14 protein-coding genes are annotated in these 17368 nt (G+C 61.7%); 7 read left to right on the forward strand and 7 right to left on the reverse strand.

Features of this window, described 5'->3' with window-relative positions; genetic code table 11:
• Window positions 1-24 precede the first annotated feature (24 nt).
• Both BW992_RS12700 and BW992_RS12705 read right to left on the reverse strand, forming a co-directional pair.
• A complete protein-coding gene (locus tag BW992_RS12700; protein ID WP_103894298.1) occupies window positions 25-666 on the reverse strand; it encodes a Pr6Pr family membrane protein in 642 nt (213 codons plus the stop codon).
• Between the two features lie 9 nt (window positions 667-675).
• Window positions 676-906: a VF530 family DNA-binding protein gene (locus tag BW992_RS12705; protein ID WP_003205228.1), complete on the reverse strand. Its 231-nt coding sequence runs from the start codon at window positions 904-906 to the stop codon at window positions 676-678.
• 512 nt (window positions 907-1418) lie between these two features.
• Here BW992_RS12705 and BW992_RS12710 point away from each other — a divergent pair.
• Window positions 1419-3833, forward strand: a complete 2415-nt coding sequence (locus BW992_RS12710) for a glucose/quinate/shikimate family membrane-bound PQQ-dependent dehydrogenase (protein WP_072432106.1) — start codon at window positions 1419-1421, stop codon at window positions 3831-3833.
• A 113-nt stretch (window positions 3834-3946) separates the two neighbouring features.
• Here BW992_RS12710 and purT read toward each other — a convergent pair whose 3' ends face one another.
• From purT to BW992_RS12730, 4 genes are all read right to left on the reverse strand, one after another.
• Window positions 3947-5128 (reverse strand): formate-dependent phosphoribosylglycinamide formyltransferase, encoded by a 1182-nt coding sequence (gene purT / locus BW992_RS12715; protein ID WP_076406327.1) that lies wholly within the window; start codon window positions 5126-5128, stop codon window positions 3947-3949.
• Window positions 5129-5230: 102 nt separating this feature from the next.
• On the reverse strand, window positions 5231-5698 hold the full coding sequence (locus BW992_RS12720; RefSeq protein ID WP_072395355.1) for a preQ0 transporter: 468 nt from the start codon (window positions 5696-5698) through the stop codon (window positions 5231-5233).
• A 148-nt stretch (window positions 5699-5846) separates the two neighbouring features.
• On the reverse strand, window positions 5847-6632 hold the full coding sequence (locus BW992_RS12725) for a siderophore-interacting protein (RefSeq protein ID WP_072432108.1): 786 nt from the start codon (window positions 6630-6632) through the stop codon (window positions 5847-5849).
• Window positions 6629-7192 (reverse strand): PadR family transcriptional regulator, encoded by a 564-nt coding sequence (locus BW992_RS12730; protein WP_076406329.1) that lies wholly within the window; start codon window positions 7190-7192, stop codon window positions 6629-6631. The genes BW992_RS12725 and BW992_RS12730 overlap by 4 nt, the downstream gene beginning before the upstream one ends.
• A gap of 433 nt (window positions 7193-7625) precedes the next feature.
• On the opposite strand from BW992_RS12730, the gene BW992_RS12735 reads away from it, so the two are divergent.
• From BW992_RS12735 to BW992_RS12755, 5 genes are all read left to right on the forward strand, one after another.
• Window positions 7626-8114: a CS1 type fimbrial major subunit gene (locus tag BW992_RS12735; protein ID WP_072395331.1), complete on the forward strand. Its 489-nt coding sequence runs from the start codon at window positions 7626-7628 to the stop codon at window positions 8112-8114.
• A 113-nt stretch (window positions 8115-8227) separates the two neighbouring features.
• Complete coding sequence (locus BW992_RS12740; protein ID WP_072459652.1) at window positions 8228-10750, forward strand: TcfC E-set like domain-containing protein; 2523 nt, start codon at window positions 8228-8230, stop codon at window positions 10748-10750.
• 74 nt (window positions 10751-10824) lie between these two features.
• Complete coding sequence (locus BW992_RS12745; RefSeq protein WP_072432111.1) at window positions 10825-11568, forward strand: pilus assembly protein; 744 nt, start codon at window positions 10825-10827, stop codon at window positions 11566-11568.
• Between the two features lie 34 nt (window positions 11569-11602).
• Window positions 11603-12085, forward strand: coding sequence for a CS1 type fimbrial major subunit (locus BW992_RS12750; RefSeq protein ID WP_076406331.1), 483 nt, complete (start codon window positions 11603-11605; stop codon window positions 12083-12085).
• A gap of 18 nt (window positions 12086-12103) precedes the next feature.
• Window positions 12104-13372 carry a hypothetical protein gene (locus BW992_RS12755; protein WP_371919350.1) on the forward strand — a complete coding sequence of 423 codons (1269 nt, stop codon included), beginning with the start codon at window positions 12104-12106 and terminating at the stop codon, window positions 13370-13372.
• Between the two features lie 69 nt (window positions 13373-13441).
• On the opposite strand, the gene BW992_RS12760 is transcribed toward BW992_RS12755, so the two are convergent.
• On the reverse strand, window positions 13442-16549 hold the full coding sequence (locus BW992_RS12760; protein ID WP_076406333.1) for a transglycosylase domain-containing protein: 3108 nt from the start codon (window positions 16547-16549) through the stop codon (window positions 13442-13444).
• Window positions 16550-16904: 355 nt separating this feature from the next.
• On the opposite strand from BW992_RS12760, the gene BW992_RS12765 reads away from it, so the two are divergent.
• Window positions 16905-17366 (forward strand): RidA family protein, encoded by a 462-nt coding sequence (locus BW992_RS12765; RefSeq protein WP_072395320.1) that lies wholly within the window; start codon window positions 16905-16907, stop codon window positions 17364-17366.
• The last annotated feature ends 2 nt before the right edge of the window (window positions 17367-17368 follow it).

Here is a 17368-nt window from a genome sequence, read left to right on the forward strand (position 1 = left end):
CATATCCGAAGTAGGGCGGGCCCGTTACCTGGAAGGTCGGCCTGCCCACCGGTCCAGCCCCACCACACCCAGCGCGATGCCGACGAATCCTGCCAAGATCCCTCCGGCATTGAGGAACACTTGTGGATAGCCCAGGTTCGACACGTCGATGAAAGGGTAGGGGTACGCCGCCAGCAGGTCGCCCCTTAGCAGGACATAGGCGAAATACACCAGGGGATAGGCTATCCATAGCCCGATGTGCCTGAGGCGCAAGGTGCCCTTGGGAACGCAAAGCCACCAATAGGCGACGTACAGCAGCGGCATCACGTCGTGCAGCAGTTCGTCGGCCACGAACTGCCAGCCTTCGGGTTGCCACAGATGGCGTAGCAGCAGGTTGTAGGCCAGGCTGACCAGGGCGATGCTCACGGCGATACCGCTGCTTACGCTGGGTAGCAGGAACCAGCGCCGCACCGCTGATTCGCGCGGGGTCACTTCCCAGGTCAGTACCACCGCCACCAGGGTGTTGGTCAGTACCGTGAAGAAGCTGAAGAAATTCACCAGGCCGCCCAGCAGGCTCGCGCCGAGGCTCCAGCGACCGAGCAGGATCAGGTAGAGCTGGATGCTCAACCCCAGCCAACCGAGCAATGCCGCCAGCGACACCAGGCGTCGGCGCAAGGCGTTATCGATGTCCACGGCTCAGACGGGCCGCTTGGTGCGCATCAGCTTGATGTACAAGCGCTCGACTTTCTCGCGTGCCCAAGGGGTCTTGCGCAGGAAGGTCAGGCTCGACTTGATGCTCGGGTCGCTCTTGAAGCAGCGAATGTCAATGCGTTCGGCCAATCCCGACCATTCGTAGTGCTGAACCAGCGCATTGAGGATCTGCTCCAGCGTCACGCCGTGCAGCGGGTTGTTGTTGGGTTCGGTCATGGGAGGCCTTTTACCGTGAAGATGTAAAGCCGCGCACCTTAGCCGAGGTGCCCCTCGAGGGGGAAGCATAGATGCGTCTTGAGTGGGGCACACTGTTACCGGAATCGAAAGGATCCATGTCAATAAAAGATCTTTCTCTATTGGTAACAGGACATTATCCTTGCGCCGCCTGCTGAAACGCTTCTTCTGGCGTGCCAGAGCCATTGCCTTCAGCTCACTTCTGTATCCGGACCCAAGAACGCTTGCACTATGTTCAATGTTCAGACTTTGAAAGACAGCGCTGTCTCAATCTGCGTGACGAGCCGATTTCTGTGGGAGCGACCAGGCTCGCGATAGCGATTGCACACCCAGCATTGAAGTCGGCTGACACGCAGCCATCGCCAGAAAGCTCGCTCCCACAGGGGCCGCGTCAACCGAATTTGCCTTTTTCAACTGAACCATGCCCCTTCAAGATCGTCATCTAAAGTGACAACTTGCGCGGGACTCTTTAAAACCTCACGGAGAATCACACTATGAGCACTGAGGGTGCTTTGAGTCGAAGCCGTCTGCTACCGAGCCTGCTCGGCATTCTGCTTCTATTGATGGGCCTGGCCCTGTTGGCCGGCGGTGTCAAGCTGAGCATGCTGGGCGGCTCGCTGTATTACCTGCTGGCCGGTATCGGCCTGGCCCTGACGGGTGTGCTGTTGATCATGGCTCGTCGTGCGGCCCTGGGCCTTTACGCATTGGTGTTGTTCGCCAGCACCGTCTGGGCCTTGTGGGAAGTGGGCCTGGACTGGTGGCAACTGGTGCCGCGCCTGGCGATGCTGTTTGCCTTGGGCATCGTCCTGTTGCTGCCGTGGTTCCGCCGTCCATTGCTGAGCGCCGAGGCATCGAACATGGGCACCCGCGCCCTGGGTGCCGCCGTGGTCATCGCCGGTGTCGCGGCACTCGCCAGCCAGTTTACCAACCCGGGCGAGATCAAGGGCCAGCTGGACCGCGATGCGGTGCCGGGCATGACCAACACCGCACCGGCGATGCCGGACGGCGACTGGAACTCCTATGGCCGCAGCGCCCATGGCGACCGTTATTCGCCGCTGGCACAGATCACCCCGCAAAACGTCAGCAAACTGGTACCGGCCTGGACCTATCGCACGGGCGACCTGCCAGGGCCGAACGATCCGGGCGAGACCACCGCCGAAAACACCCCGCTGAAAGCCAACGGCATGCTCTATGTCTGCACGCCTCACAGCCAGGTGATCGCGCTGGAGCCGGAGACCGGCAAGGAGATCTGGCGTTTCGATCCGAAGCTTTCCACCCAGAAGGCGGAGAATTTCAAGGGCTGGGCCCACATGACCTGCCGTGGCGTGACCTATCACGATGACGCAGTCTACGCTTCTGCCGAACAGAGCCCCACCGGCACTGCCAGCACCACGCCGGCGAGCACGGTCTGCCCACGGCGGATCTTCCTGCCGACCGCCGATACCCGCCTGATCGCCCTGAACGCCGACACCGGCAAGATGTGCGAAGACTTCGGCGACAAGGGCCAGGTCGACCTGACCGCCAACATCGGCAGCTTCACGGCTGGCGGCTACTATTCCACTTCGCCACCGGCGGTCACCCAGAACCTGGTGGTGATCGGTGGCCACGTGACCGACAACGTCTCCATCGACGAGCCTAGCGGTGTGATCCGCGCCTACGACGTGCACACCGGCAAGCTGGTGTGGAACTGGGACAGCGGCAAGCCGGACGACACCACGCCGATCGCCGAAGGCCAGGTCTACACCCGCAACTCGCCGAACATGTGGTCCATGTTCAGCGTCGATGAGAAGCTCGGCATGCTGTACCTGCCGATGGGCAACCAGACCCCCGATCAGTTCGGTGGCCTGCGTACCCCTGAATCGGAAAAATATGCCGCAGGCCTGACCGCGCTGGACATCGCCACCGGCAAGGTCCGCTGGTACTTCCAGTTCACGCACCACGACCTGTGGGACATGGACGTGGGCGGCCAACCGACCTTGATGGACCTCAAGACTGCCGACGGCGTGAAGCCGGCCGTACTGGCTTCGACCAAGCAGGGCAGCATCTATGTGCTGGACCGCAGCAACGGCCAGCCGATCGTGCCGATCAAGGAGATCCCGGTCCCCCAAGGCGCGGTGGAAGGTGACTACACCTCGCCGACCCAACCGATGTCCGACCTGAACTTCGTGCCGCCGGTCCTCAAGGAAAGCGACATGTGGGGCGTGACCCCCTTCGACCAGATGCTCTGCCGCATCGACTTCAAGTCGCTGCGCTATGAGGGCATGTTCACGCCGCCATCGCTGCAGGGCTCCATCGTCTACCCGGGCAATTTCGGCGTATTCGACTGGGGCGGTATCTCGGTGGATCCGGTGCGCCAGATCGCGTTCGTCAACCCCAGCTACATGGCGTTCAAGTCCAAGCTGGTACCGGCGGCGGAAGTGGCCGGCGGTCCGGGTCGCAAGAGCGAAACCGAAGGCGTGCAGCCGAACAAGGGGGCGCCCTACGGCGTGATCCTCGAAGCGCTGCTCTCGCCGATGGGCCTGCCGTGCCAGGCGCCGGCCTGGGGGTATGTGGCGGCGGTCGACCTGACCAACAACAAGACCCTGTGGAAACACAAGAACGGCACCGTGCGTGACAGCTCGCCGGTACCGATTCCGTTGAGCATGGGCGTACCGAGTCTGGGCGGCACTTTCACCACCGCCAGTGGCCTGGCGTTCCTCAGCGGTACCCTCGACCAGTACCTGCGTGCCTACGACGTGAAGAACGGCAAGCAACTGTGGGAAGGCCGCCTGCCGGCCGGCGCCCAGACCACGCCGATGACCTATACCGGCAAGGACGGCAAGCAGTACGTGCTGGTCGTCGCCGGCGGCCACGGTTCCCTGGGGACCAAGCAGGGTGACTATGTGATTGCCTACAAACTGCCGGACTAAGCGGCACCGGCGTTCATGAAAAAGGCGACACCTTTGCGGGTGTCGCCTTTTTTTGAGCTTGTCTGTTGTGGCAAGAAATCTCCTCACCACAGGGGACTGTATCCCGCCCGGTTTTACAACTCGATCTTAACCGCCTGTGAAGCCCGGGTCGCCTTGGCGCGGGCCGCTTCGATGGATTCGTCGCGGGCCAGGGCCACGCCCAGGCGGCGCTGACCGTTGACTTCCGGCTTGCCGAACAGGCGCAGGGCGGTGTCCGGTTCGCTCAGGGCGGCGCCAAGGTTGGCGAAAGCGGTCTGGGTCGACTGGCCTTCCACCAGCAGCACTGCCGAAGCCGATGGACCGAACTGACGGATCAGCGGGATCGGCAGGCCGAGGATGGCCCGGGCGTGCAGGGCGAATTGCGACAGGTCCTGGGAAATCAGGGTCACCAGGCCGGTGTCGTGGGGGCGGGGCGATACTTCGCTGAACCACACCTGGTCACCCTTGATGAACAGCTCGACGCCAAACAGCCCGCGACCGCCCAGGGCCTCGGTCACCGCCTTGGCGACACGCTCGGATTCGGCCAGGGCCACCGGGCTCATGGCCTGGGGCTGCCAGGATTCCTGGTAGTCGCCTTTCTCCTGCCGATGGCCGACCGGCGCGCAGAACGTGGTGCCGCCGATATGACGCACGGTGAGCAGGGTGATCTCGTAGTCGAAATCGATAAAGCCCTCGATGATGACCCGGCCCTTGCCGGCGCGGCCACCTTCCTGGGCGTAGTCCCAGGCCTTCTGCACGTCATCGACGCTGCGCAGCAGGCTCTGGCCCTTGCCCGAGGAACTCATGACCGGCTTGACCACGCATGGGAAACCCAGGGTCTGGACGGCCTTGCGGTAATCTTCCACGGTGTCGGCGAAGAAATAAGGCGAAGTCGGCAGGCCCAGCTCTTCGGCGGCCAGGCGCCGGATGCCTTCGCGGTTCATGGTCAGTTGCGCGGCGCGGGCGGTGGGGATCACGGTGAAGCCTTCGGCTTCCAGTTCCACCAGGGTGGCGGTGGCGATGGCTTCGATTTCCGGCACGATGAAATGCGGCTTCTCGGCCTCGATCACGGCACGCAGGGCGGCACCGTCGAGCATGTTGATCACATGGCTGCGGTGGGCCACTTGCATGGCCGGCGCGTTGGCGTAGCGGTCCACGGCAATCACCTCGACGCCCAGGCGCTGCAGTTCGATCACCACTTCCTTGCCCAGCTCACCGCTGCCACACAACAAAACGCGGGTCGCGGTGGGCGACAATGGAGTTCCGATACGGGTCATCTGAAGGTCCTCAAACAGGAGCGGATCATCGAGGGTTGCGCGCCTTGCGAGCTTCCCATGGAGAGAAAACGCGGCATTTTACATGAACCGCGGGGTTTGGCTTCAACTGGCCACTGCTTGCCGGCGTAAACGCCAGGCCATGATCAGCCAGACGGCGGTGACCCCGGCGAATTTCGAGGCCAGGGCGGTGATGACCACACCCGGTGTCAGGGCGTCGATCAAACCGAAGAAAATGAAAGTGTCCAAGGGGATGCTCAGTGCCGAGCTGATCCACAGGCGATCATGCAACGGACGCCGGGTGATGGTGAACACCAGCCAGTCGATGCACTCGGACACGGCAAACGCGGTGGCACTGGCCAGGGCGATGGTCGGATCCGAGGTCACGTAGGACAACACCAGGGCCGCCAGCATCGCCACGATGGCGCCATGGCCGAAGCGGGTCTGCACCATGTCCCGCAGGATAAACACCAGCCCGCCCCACGCCGACCAGATGATGTCCAGGTGTGGCGCGGCGGAAAACGCGAAGTTGATCAGCACGACGCTGGCGATGTAGGCGATCAGGAAGAGCATGGAGCGGGGTACCGGGTGGAAGGTTCGATCATCTTAGCTGATAGAGCGCACTGGGATTGATCGTTCCCACGCGCAGCGTGGGGGGACGATCAGTCATGGCTCGACGAAAGATGGGCCCTCAGCAATACCAGTGAGAGCTGGACGCGCTTCATTCCTCCTCGCTCCCCTGCGCCTTCCAGTACCCCACAGCCTTCACGAAGTCCTGGTCCAACCCTTTCTCCTCCAGCAACACCTTGCGAATCTGCCGCGATACTTTGCTTTCGGTCGCGACCCAGGCGTAGAGCTTGCCAGGGGGCATCTGCAGTTGGCGCACGGTGGTCAGCAGGGTGTTCTGGCGGCCTTCGCGCAGTACCCAGATCACATGGACCTGCGCCGGGCTCTGGAGCACCTGTTGTTCGGCACCGTTGGCAACTTCCACCACTACCAGGGCCCGCCGGTTCGGCGCCAGGCCTTCGAGGCGGCGGGCGATGGCGGGTAGGGCGGTTTCGTCGCCCACCAGCAGATAGCTGTCGAAGATGTCCGGTACGATCATCGAGCCTCGCGGCCCGGCGATGTCCAGGAACTGTCCCGGCATTGCCTGGGCTGCCCAGGTCGAGGCGGGGCCGTCGCCGTGAAGCACGAAGTCGAGGTCCAGTTCCAGGGTGTCCAGGTCATAGCGGCGCGGGGTGTAGTCGCGCATTTCGGGCATCGGCCCTTGGGCCTTGCCGGCACTGGGGTCGAAGGTGTCCAGGGCGGCCCGCTCTTCGGCGCTCTGCGGGAAGAACACCTTCACGTGGTCGTCCGTGCCCAGGCTGACGAACCCGGCCAGCTCCGGTCCGCCGACCGTGATGCGGCGCATGCGTGGGGTGAGGTCCATCACCCGCAATACTTGCAGGCGTCGTCGCCTGATTTCGTGGCTGACACGGTGAATGATGTTTGGATCGGTCTCTGTCATTGGCTTGTTTCCGCAACGGGTGGACGACCGGGGCCGTCGATGATGGCTTGGGCGGTGGCGTTGAGCAGGTCGCGTACTCGCATGGTTTCTTCCGGGCTCCAGTGGCCATGATGCTGGTACAGCGCATGACGCAAGTTATACACCGCTTCGTGGATTTCCGGGGGGCGCTCATGGCCACGCAAGGAGCGTTTGCCCGCTTCGATGCGCATCCGTACGCCTTCCAGCGCCGTGGATTGTTCCTCAAGCAATAGACGTCCGGCGTCGGTCACGCTGTAGCGTTTTTTTCCGCCATCGTTGTCGCCCTGGATCATTGCGCTCACCTCAAGCGCGGTCAGGGTCGGGTAGATCACACCGGGGCTGGGGCTATAGGCTCCTTCGAACATGTTTTCGATCTGGCGGATCAAGTCATAGCCGTGGCAAGCCTGCTCGGCGATCAAGGCCAGCAACAGCAATCGCAGGTCACCGGCGGCGAAGATGCGTGGGCCACGACCACCGCGTCCACGGCTCGCCGGGTGCCGTGGGTAACCGTTGCAATCGGAATGAAGATGGGAGGCTGGCATATATCTGTTCTCCGTTATAAATAAGTTGAGGTCGAGATATATCTTAATTTCAAGATATATCTTTTGACGTTAGATATATCGCGGAACTAAGATGTCTCTCGAGCTAGGTTCGCTAGTTGAGTTCGCTAGAACCTTAGCTGATTACCTCATGCCTACGGGCAGCATAATTGCCTGATCTTTCAGTAGTGCTGGAACCGCCGGGCGGCAAGGGATGCGGGTGTGGGTAGTTTCTTACATCCAAACTTGTGTTTCATAAAAACACGAGTCTTTTTCTTTGTTATGGATGCTGGTTTTACTACGCATCTGTGGGAATTTGCCTGCTTATTTTTAATTAAAGAGCGACGATCATGCTCCGGCGTTGTGGGGTAGCCCCGGTCTTCATCGGGCTGCAACTTCAACCCTTCTCTTTATGCAAAGAACAGGTGTGACAAACATGCTCAAACAATTCGTATCCGGTACTGCCCTGGTCGCCGTGGCCCTGGGTTCTTCGCAGGCGTTTGCCCTCGACGATGCACGCTCCTCCATCCATATCAGCGCAACCATTCCCACCAAGCAGTTCCATGTGCTGCCGCGCGATCCGGACTTCGGTAAGGATGAGGTCATGAATTACAACCCTGTGACCAACACCCTGAGTTCCGTGCGCCAGACCTTCGACGTGAAGAACACCGATGGTTCGGTCCATGCCTATCTGTTGGGTGGCCAGGCTTCGCTGACCAATGGTACGGATTCCATTCCCCTGCTTACTCGGTTCAACAACGTCACCCTGACCGAGTTCCCCCAGGAAGTCGTCAGTGACGCAGCGTCCACACCAGGTACCCAGGCCGACATGCTCATCATGGCTTCCACCGTCCCTCTGGAGAGTCAGGTAGGCCAATACACTGCCGACTTCACCGTGATCTTCGACGCGGTGCCGCGTCCGTAAGCCCTTCGACGCCCGATGAGTCTCTTCTCTTCCCGCGGGCATAGACACAGGTCGGCCATCCGGCCGGCCTGTACCTGGAACGTCCGTTAGCTAGCTGATATGAGAATCCGTTGATGTTTCCGAAGACACCCATCGCGGGTGCCCTCGCGCTGATGCTGTGCGCGAGTGCATTGGCTGCGCCGGCGGCCCCCGGTACGACACCCAGAAGTCTGTTGTCCCAGGCCAAGGGGCTACCGGAGGAGTTTGAAACCCACTTTTTCGATGTGCCACTGGCGGTTCGTATAGAACTCGATCAACAGTACCTCGGCGAAGCCATGGTGGTGTTGACGCGGGACGATCGCATAACCCTGCTGGAATTCACCGACACCCAGGACAGCCCGATCTCGGCAGCCGACCGTGGGCAATGGGAGCACCTGCTCAAGGCGGGGCGTCCCCTGGGGGCTTGTGAAGCCCAATGCACCTCGGGGCTTCTGGCGGTGCACTACAGCCTCGAACATTCGCTGGTGTCGATTCTGACCCAGAGTGTCGAACGCGGCACCGCGCAAAAGCGTTATCACGACCTGCCGCAAGACGGCAGCCTTGGCCTTATCTTCAACAACCAACTCAACCTCAATGGCGGCCAGGAACAGGACACGGGGGGGCGTTATGGCCTCAACGCCAGTTCCAGCCTGGGCAACTGGAGCCAGTCGTTCGACTTGCAGCTCTCCCGCCTTGGCGGGCCGGATGACAAGCTCTATCACGCCGTCCATGAACTTTTTACCCAGCGCGAAATGGAAGACACGTTCTTTCGCCTGGGTTACTTCATGCCAGGATCCGATGGCCTGAACCGGCAGATCCGCTCGTTCGGGGCCAATCCGGACACCGCGCTGGGGGTCATGTATGGCAGCTCCGACAGCCTGCTCATCAATAATCCCAAGCCCAGCGTGTACCCGATCTATGTCACCGCCAGCCGTCAGGCCGCGGTAGAGATCTACCGCAACGGCCTGTTGATCAATACCCAGGCCGTCAGCGCCGGCTTGCAGAGCCTGGACACCCGGCCACTGCCCGGCGGCATCTATGAAGTGGAGGTGCGGCTGATCGAGGACGGACAGACCACCGCCACCACCCAGGAGCTGGTCTACAAACCCAACAATTGGCGCAGTGCCGACGATCGCTGGCGCTATAACCTGTTCGCCGGCCGTGAAAGCAGACTGTTGAGCAACTGGGATGACCAACCGAGCGGTTTCACCACCGCCGGTTTCGGCCTCAATTACCTGGCGCACCCTCGGGTGGTACTGGGACTTTCCACGCGACAGGTGCAGGACAAATTGCAGTACGGCACCTCGGTGGACTGGACATTGGCCAGCAGCGCGAGTCTGTTCGCCAACGTCTACCAGACCGAAAAATACGGCACCGGGATGGACCTGCAAGGGCTCTACAGCTATGGCCTGGGCAGCGTGGTGGCCAGTCATAACCGCAGTTGGCTGGACACCCGCAACACCTACGAGACCCTGCCCGACGGCACTCGCGTGCGCCAGCGCAACGTGTTCGTCGGCCATACCAGCAATTCGTCGCTGTCGATCAACCATCGGTTGAGCAACAAGGCATCCGTCAACGGACGATTGTTCTATAGCGAGGGTAACGTCCAGGGCACCGGCCTGGACCTGGGTTGGAATCAGCGTGGCAAGCTGGGTGGCAGCGACGCCAATTGGCGATTGTCGGTGTTCGACCGCCCAGGCACGTCAAGTACCGCCGAGCGCCGCAATCGTGGCCTGGACCTGAGTGTCAATGTCGCGCTGGGCGGGCCGGGGGAGTACTGGACCGGCAGCATCGGCACGCGGACCTCCCGCGACGGCGACCGGGACAATAATGCCTCGCTGACCTATCGCCGGGATCTTGAGGATCACGTACTGCAAAGTGTTTCCGCCACGGCCCTGGCCGATACCTACGGCATGGGGCTGTCAGGCCTTGCCAGTTTCGAAACCGATGGGTTGTATGGCGACGGCTTCATCCAGCGTTCTTCCTACAACGACAACCTCACCGGCGGCTTGAACCTGAGCAGTACGGTGGCCGTGGGCGGCGGGAAGGTCGCCTTCTCCGGCCTGCCGCAGAGCGGCGGCGCGGGCATGATCGTCGATGTGGAGACAGACCTGGACAATATCGTCCTGCTTGCCGACGACCTGACCGGCGGCACCACCACCCTGCGTCCCGGGCGCAACTTCGTGGCCACCAGCGCCTACCAGAACAGCATGGTGACGTTCGACTTCGACGGTATCCATCCGCCGGCGGCCAGCATCTCCCCTGCGCGCACCCGCTACCACTTGAACAAGGGCGGCGTGGACTACCGCAAGGTGAGTGTCATCAGAACGGTCACCGTTCTGGGGCGCCTGTTGGATGAACAGGGCAAGCCGCTCAAGGGCCATCACGTCATCAATCACGCCAGCCGCGGCGTCAGCGAAGTGGACGGATTTTTCTCCATGGAGATGAACGCAAGCTCGCCGACGCTGGAGGTGCGCTACGGCAACGACTTGCTTTGCCAGTTCCGACTCGACCCGGACAGCGCCAGCCGCGAGGGCGATGTATTGATGATCGGCGATCTGCGTTGCACGCCGGACACACTGGCCGGCAACGATCCTGTGCGCCAGACGGCGGGTTGAGCCTGATTTCCACCTTCAAAACGTATTCCCTGAAACGGTCGTCATCGACTGTCTTCGATCCATGAGGTTTGGCAATGAAACGCTTATTGGCTTTGTGTGGTTTTTCGCTGTTTTCCATGACGGTCCAGGCCGGGCCGCAGATTAACGTCGGCGTGGTCTACGACTACCTTGACGGCAACAAAAGCACCTACATGAAAAGGGTTTTCAACGGCGGTACATCCACGGCGTTCGTGAAGGTCGAGATCATGGAAATTCTCTACGCCGAGGATGGCAGCTACCAGGAGGTGCCGCTGCAGGACCAGGTCGACGCCATGACCAGGAATGGCCTGATGGCGAGTCCCGCGCGCCTGATCGTGCCGGCCAATGGCGTGCAGGGCACTCGCTTGCTGTTCATGGGCGATCGCGACAAGGAACGCTACTTCCGGATTCGCTTCGTGCCGGTGGTGCCGGAGGCCGAGGACGAGTTCGCGATCAGCGCCGAGGAACGCGAGGACTACAAGAAGGAGCGCATCGCAGCCGGAGTGAAAGTGCTGGCCGGTTTCGGCACGGTGTTTTTCGTAAGACCCAGGGACACCCGTTTCGAGACGGTCATCGACGACAGCGCCGCACGCTACCAAGTGCGCAACAACGGTAACAGCGTGGTGGTGATCGATGAGTTCAAGGATTGTGCCGCGAAAAAAGAAAACGATTGCAGGCCGACGACAAAGCACCACGTCATGGCCGGTCGTACCTTTGCATTCGATAAGGAGCCGGGGCGTGAATACCGTTTCGACCTGATCGAAGGCCCAGGGAAGAAAGCCGTCGAAATCAAAGGCTGACGACTTGCCGTCGCTGACGCCAAAGGTATCCATCATGTTCAAGACACTGGTCCGCTCCTTGCTGTTCAGCATCCTCACACTCCCGGCTCTCCCGGCATGGGGAGCCGTGGAGCGGGAAATATTCGAAGTTCTCGTCACCCTGCCGACCGTCGACTTTCACGTCCTGCCGGTAGACCCGCAACTGGTCGAGCGCGAGCAGCCGATGCAGTTCAACACCCTGACCTCCGGGCTCTTGCCGTTACGGGCCAACTACGAAGTCAAGAACGCCAACGGCGCCATCGATGCCCGCCTGGCCGAGCAGGCGTATTTGTCCAACGGCCGTGATCGCATCGACCTGCATGTCTTGTTCAATAACGTTGAATTGAGCCTCGATTCGAATCGGGTGGTTTCGGCCGCCGAGGCCCGGCCCGGGCGCCGCGTTGGCCTGGAGGTTTCCGCCGTCAGGACGGATGAGGATTATGCCCCCGGCAATTACCACGGCACCGTGCACATGGTGTTCGACGCGGTGGCCCCGTAGCTATTAATCGGAGAGAGTATGAGCCCTTCAAACACCATCGGACGCGGGCGTTCGTTGTGTCGCGTCGCCACGATTCTTGCCCTGCTGCTGGCCGGCATGTCGACGGCAAGCGCAGTGACCATGGACATCAGCGCAAGTTTCCGGCCCGACCCTTTGAAGCCCAGGGAGAACACGTTCACCAACACCACGCCGCTGGGGGGCTATTGTTTCCTCCATGCTGCGCAATGCAACGCCTTGGGTATCTCCAGCGTTTTTTTCCCCATTGATGTCAACGCCTCAGGTCCCATCCAGGACAACCACGCCTCCATTCGCCAAGGCGCGATGTTCAAGGTACCGGCTCAATGGCGCACGGTTACAGTGACCCACGCCATCACCGGAGAAAGCAGCGTCGTGGAAATGCGCGTGGCAGGCATCGGTGCGCAGTATCGGGATCTGGATGTCACTGCTCTGACGGGGGTGCCAAATGTGAACGTCGCGCACGGCTTGCTCTGGGGGAGCGCCTGGAACGAGGCCCCTTCGCCGTGTCGCAGTTCAGGCCTCGGGGCGGGGGTATCCGCGGTGACCTATTCGTTTTTCTGGCATTTCCCCCAAACCGGTGTATGCGCAAAACAAGCCAGATACCTGATCCCTTCGTTTCGTTATGACCAGGTCAGCTTCTCCTACGAGTTGCGTACCCCCAATCCCTTGAAGATGTCCGCTGGTCGCTACACCGGCACGATGTCTTATTCCATCGGGCCGGGCGGGGACTTTGATTTCGGCGATGTCATGGTCGCGAATGACTCCTTGCTGACGCTCAATTTCGAGCTGGAGGTCGAGCACACGCTCAGGGTCGAAGTGCCTCCCGGCGGGAACAAGGTCGTGCTGGAACCCCAGGGAGGCTGGCAGGCCTGGTTGAACCACGGGCAGAAACCGACACGGCTGTTTCGTGACCAGACTTTCCATCTCTGGGCCTCGTCGCGTTTCAAGATGAACCTGCATTGTCAGTTCGCCGACGCCAGCGACAACACCTGCATGCTCTGGGCGCCCAGCTCCGGACTTCTGGTGCCGGTCAATATCAGTGTGACCCTGCCCAGCGGCCTGACCGACGCTGCCGGCCAACCGGTCAACCGCCGTCGGCTCTATCTTGACGGCAGCGGCACGGAGCTGTTCCAGCCGGGGATCTTCATCGATCGCAAGCCGGGCATCCTGCATTTCGAAGTCGGCCGCGACCAGGTCGGGCAAATGCTGACAGGGAATGCCAAGCAGTACGGTGGCACGGTGACAGTGATCTGGGATTCGGAGGTGTAGCCCTTTCGTCCGATACTGCCGGTTATTCAAACGACGTTGTGCACACCCTCGATTCCACGGCGGTGATCCTTACCGACGAGCCACCAACGGCTGGCATTGGGTATGGGTGCCGGGTTGCAGGTAAGGGGAGAGTATGGGCGCCATGCCCTTGAGAACCTGCACCGGCAGGGCCGAAGTGAATTTGAAGTTCTGCGCCGAGGCGCCCGGAACGTAGGCGGTGAGCGTGCCGAAATGGCTGTCGCCGATGTAGAACACGAAGGTGGCGGTGCGGTTGATGGACTTGGAACTGATGACCCGTCCGCCGGCGCCGACGGCCTCGATGCGGTTGTCGCCGGTGCCGGTCTTGCCGCCCATCTGCAATGGCGTGCCATCGGCCAGTTTGAAACTCCCGGCCACCCGCTTCGCGGTGCCGGCATCGACCACCTGGGACAATGCCCCGCGCAACGCCCGCGCCACCTCGACGGGCATCACCTGCTTGCCGTTGTCCGGGTCATTGACCAACTGGGTTTCATAGGGGGTGTTGGCGGCGAAGTGCAGGCTGTCGACCCGCAGCGCCGGCAGCCGGACCCCGTCGTTGAGGATGGTGCCCACCAGCTCCGCCAGCGCGGCGGGGCGGTCGCCGGAACTGCCGATGGCGGTGGCCAGCGACGGTACGAGATGGTCGAACGGGTAGCCGACTTTCTGCCAGCGCTGGTGGATATCCAGGAAGGCTTCGATCTCCAGCATGGTACGGATGCGACTGTCCCGGGCGCTCTTGTGTCGGCTCTTGAACAGCCAGCTGTAGACCTCCTGGCGTTCGAACTCGCTGGCCTTGACGATCTGGCTGAACTTGGCGTCCGGGTTGTTGAGCAGATAACCCATCAACCACAGGTCCAGGGGATGCACCTTGGCGATGAAGCCCTGGTCCGGCAGGTCGTAGGCGCCGGGACCGTAGCTCTGGTAAAGCCGCTCCAGGCGTTCGTCGGTGAGTTTCTCGGCGCTCTTGGCCGATTTCAGGTGCGAGCGCACGAAGCGGTTGAAGCTCTCCTGGCTGTCGTTGGGAAAGAAGTAGCGGTGCACGGCAGCCAGACGGATCGCGGTGGGGTGCATGCTGTCGAGGAAGGTTTCGAGGCGCTGGCTGGTGTCCTTCTTCTGGTACTTCTTCCAGAACTTGAGCAGGAACGAGGTGCCTTCGCGGTCGGCGAACTGGGCCAGATATTCCTGGCGACGCGGATCCCTGTCGTCCTTGAGCAGCTCGGCGCTGTTGCTGGGGCCGGCGTAGGTCGCGTAGCGCACCAGGTCGCGCATCAGGCGAATGAACGGCAGGTTGATCGATTCGCGCAGGGAGTCGCGCAAGGTGGGGTTGCGGCCGTTGTCTTCGCTGCGGAAGTTGTGGAAGGTATGCAGGCCGCCGCCGGTGAAGAACGCCTCGCCGGGGCTGGCGGAATAGGTCCGGTCCAATGCCGCCTCGAGCATTTTCGGCAGGTTGCGGTCGCTGTTCTGGATCAGGTAGTCGACGGCCCAGCGGGACAGGCGGTCCTGCTCGGCGATCTCGGTTTTCTTCAACTGCGCCGGGGATTGTCCGGCATAACGTTCGTGCAGTTCGGCGATGATCTGCAGGTAGGTGGTGAGCACCCGCAGCTTGGCGGTGGAGCCCAGTTCGAGCTTGCTGCCTTCGTTGATATCGAAGGGCTGGTCGGTACTGTCGGTCTGCACCCGCACCCGCGAGCCGTCCGGGGTCAGCTCCAGCAGGGTGAAGCTGTAGCGCACCTGGGTGGTGCTGGTGGGGGTCAACAGGCGTTCGCCCATCAGGCCGATCTCGGCCGCGAAGGCCGGGTCGGCCAGGCGCTTGAGGTAGTCGGTGGCCTGGGCCTGCAGATCGCTTTGCAACGTGCTGGTGGCCGAGAGGTCCAGGCGATCGAGGTCGTACAGTGGACGGTTGAGCAGCGTGGCGAGGCGACTGCGGGCGGCGCTGATGCCTTTATTGGATTCGATGGGCTGGATCGTCGGGTCCTGGACCCAGTCGCGATAACTGACCTTGCTGGCCAGGGCGGCCTCGGCCAGGACCGCGTCGATCACTCCGTTCTGCGCCAGCAGCCGGAGGTGGCTGTCGGTCAGGCGCGTCAGCTCGTCGCGGCCCTTGGACAGGTAATGGGAAGGGCGCCGCTGGGCGATCATCAACGACAGCATCTCCCGCAGGGCCAGGCCCTTTTCGGCCAGGCTCCGAGGGTCGGTGGCGTCGCTGAACAACCGTTCGTTGGCCCGTTTGAAATCGGCGCCGTACCAGACCCGCAAGCCTTCTGCCATGCCGTGTACTTCACCATGACCCGGAACGGCGGAGAGCGGCACGCTGTTGAGGTAGTCGCGGATGATCCGTTGCCGCGCCTCGAGGGTTTGCGGGCCGGACTGATAGGCACGCACACTGGCGGAAATCATCTGGCGGATTTTCTCCGCGCCCGAAACGGTGAGGCCATCGGGGGAATGGCGGTATTTCTCCAGTTGGGTCGCCAGCGTGCTGCCCCCGGCCGATTGCCCCGGCAAGCTCAACAACTTGGCCACCTGCGACCACGCCGCCATGCCGAAGCGCGGCCAGTCCACTGCCGGGTTGGCCTCGGGGTAGCGGGGATCGAGCAGGAAGCGGTTCTCGATGAACAGCAGGCTCTGTACCACCACCGGCGGGATGGCGTCGAAACTCGCATACAACTGTTGCGGGTACTTGAACTGATACAGCGGTGCTGCGCGGCAATCGGTGATGGTCAGGCCGGCCTGGATCTTTTCCGGGTAGGGGACGAACAGCCCTTTGTCGACATAGTCCATCAACGCCGGCGAAAACCGCGCCTGGGCCTGGATCACGTAATTGCGCTTGAGCAACCGCGGCAGGAACTCCCCCAGGGCGCTGTAGCCCAACCGCCGGTCGAACGGTCCGTCGCCGGGATAGACGATGGCATCGCTGGGGCCTGGCTGCACCGAATAGCTCAAGGATCCGGCGTACCGGCTCAGTTCACTGGCCTGGAACCTTGAAGTGCGCATCTCCTTGGCGGCCGCCAGGCCGACCACCACCACGATAATCAGCAGCAACAACCAGAAAGCTCGCCAACCATGTCGGACGCGGCGTTTTTCTTGGGGTAAAGGCGCTTCTTCCATACGCTCAGTCGGGACCACAGGTTTACTCGAATCGGTTTGCCACAAAGCGCCCATAGTCACTGATCCATTCACGCAGATTGATCGGACTTGCTTGAAGCTTAGACGGTGGTTGGCGCTGGGGGAGGGGAAATTGGGACAACTCCCTAAGTTTGAGGTAGACCTCTTTGAAATCACTCGGGGAAGGGGAGGCTGGTTTCTATATCATTCCGACCCTTTTGCTCGGCGGTGGCGAGAATTTTTCGGCGGGTTGTCGGAGCGATATCCCAGGATAGCGAAGCACTCAGCGAAACGGTGGCGTACTTTTGCGCCTTTGGAGGCGCATTAATGCACCAGGGGTAGCGTTCAATCCGGTGTTAGGCTTTCGGCCAGTCGGATCACGTCGATCCCATCATTCGCCAAGGAGAATCCAATGGCCGCTTCACGACCTTTCAACGACGACACCGCCTACTGGGGCGTTCCATGGGAAGAGGGCTACGGCTACCCGCAGGCGCGGCGGGTTGGGAGCGAGATCTTCGTCTCCGGCCAGTTCAGCCATGACGAAGAGGGTAATCTGGTAGCGCCGGCCCGGCTGGATGCTGACGGTCGCCCGAGCGATTTCTCGTCGATGGGCGAACAGATGCGGGTTTCCTACGACAACATTGCCAAGTTGCTGGCCCTGTATGGCGCCACGATGCAGGATGTCGTTGAAGAGACGCTGTATGTGTTGGACATGGACGCGGCCTTTGCCGTTGTCGGCAAGGTGCGCAAGGCGGCCTATGGCACTGAGCGCCCGCAGGCGGCCAGTAATATTATCGGTGTGTCGCGGCTTGCACAGCGTCCACAGCTCATCGAGATTGTGTGCCGTGCCGTGATTGGCGCCCAGGCCAAATGACC

The sequence above is a fragment of the Pseudomonas sp. 7SR1 genome (genome assembly GCF_900156465.1).
In the GTDB taxonomy this organism is placed as follows: Bacteria; Pseudomonadota; Gammaproteobacteria; order Pseudomonadales; family Pseudomonadaceae; genus Aquipseudomonas.

Bases quoted from the DNA above. Each gene is read 5' to 3' on its own strand.
- BW992_RS12750 (WP_076406331.1), top strand. From the start codon at position 11,603: ATGTTCAAGACACTGGTCCGCTCCTTGCTGTTCAGCATCCTCACACTC.
- BW992_RS12765 (WP_072395320.1), top strand. From the start codon at position 16,905: ATGGCCGCTTCACGACCTTTCAACGACGACACCGCCTACTGGGGCGTT.
- BW992_RS12705 (WP_003205228.1), bottom strand. From the start codon at position 906: ATGACCGAACCCAACAACAACCCGCTGCACGGCGTGACGCTGGAGCAG.
- purT (WP_076406327.1), bottom strand. From the start codon at position 5,128: ATGACCCGTATCGGAACTCCATTGTCGCCCACCGCGACCCGCGTTTTG.
- BW992_RS12725 (WP_072432108.1), bottom strand. From the start codon at position 6,632: ATGACAGAGACCGATCCAAACATCATTCACCGTGTCAGCCACGAAATC.
- BW992_RS12740 (WP_072459652.1), top strand. From the start codon at position 8,228: ATGTTTCCGAAGACACCCATCGCGGGTGCCCTCGCGCTGATGCTGTGC.
- BW992_RS12720 (WP_072395355.1), bottom strand. From the start codon at position 5,698: ATGCTCTTCCTGATCGCCTACATCGCCAGCGTCGTGCTGATCAACTTC.
- BW992_RS12730 (WP_076406329.1), bottom strand. From the start codon at position 7,192: ATGCCAGCCTCCCATCTTCATTCCGATTGCAACGGTTACCCACGGCAC.
- BW992_RS12745 (WP_072432111.1), top strand. From the start codon at position 10,825: ATGAAACGCTTATTGGCTTTGTGTGGTTTTTCGCTGTTTTCCATGACG.
- BW992_RS12755 (WP_371919350.1), top strand. From the start codon at position 12,104: ATGAGCCCTTCAAACACCATCGGACGCGGGCGTTCGTTGTGTCGCGTC.
- BW992_RS12710 (WP_072432106.1), top strand. From the start codon at position 1,419: ATGAGCACTGAGGGTGCTTTGAGTCGAAGCCGTCTGCTACCGAGCCTG.
- BW992_RS12735 (WP_072395331.1), top strand. From the start codon at position 7,626: ATGCTCAAACAATTCGTATCCGGTACTGCCCTGGTCGCCGTGGCCCTG.
- BW992_RS12760 (WP_076406333.1), bottom strand. From the start codon at position 16,549: ATGGGCGCTTTGTGGCAAACCGATTCGAGTAAACCTGTGGTCCCGACT.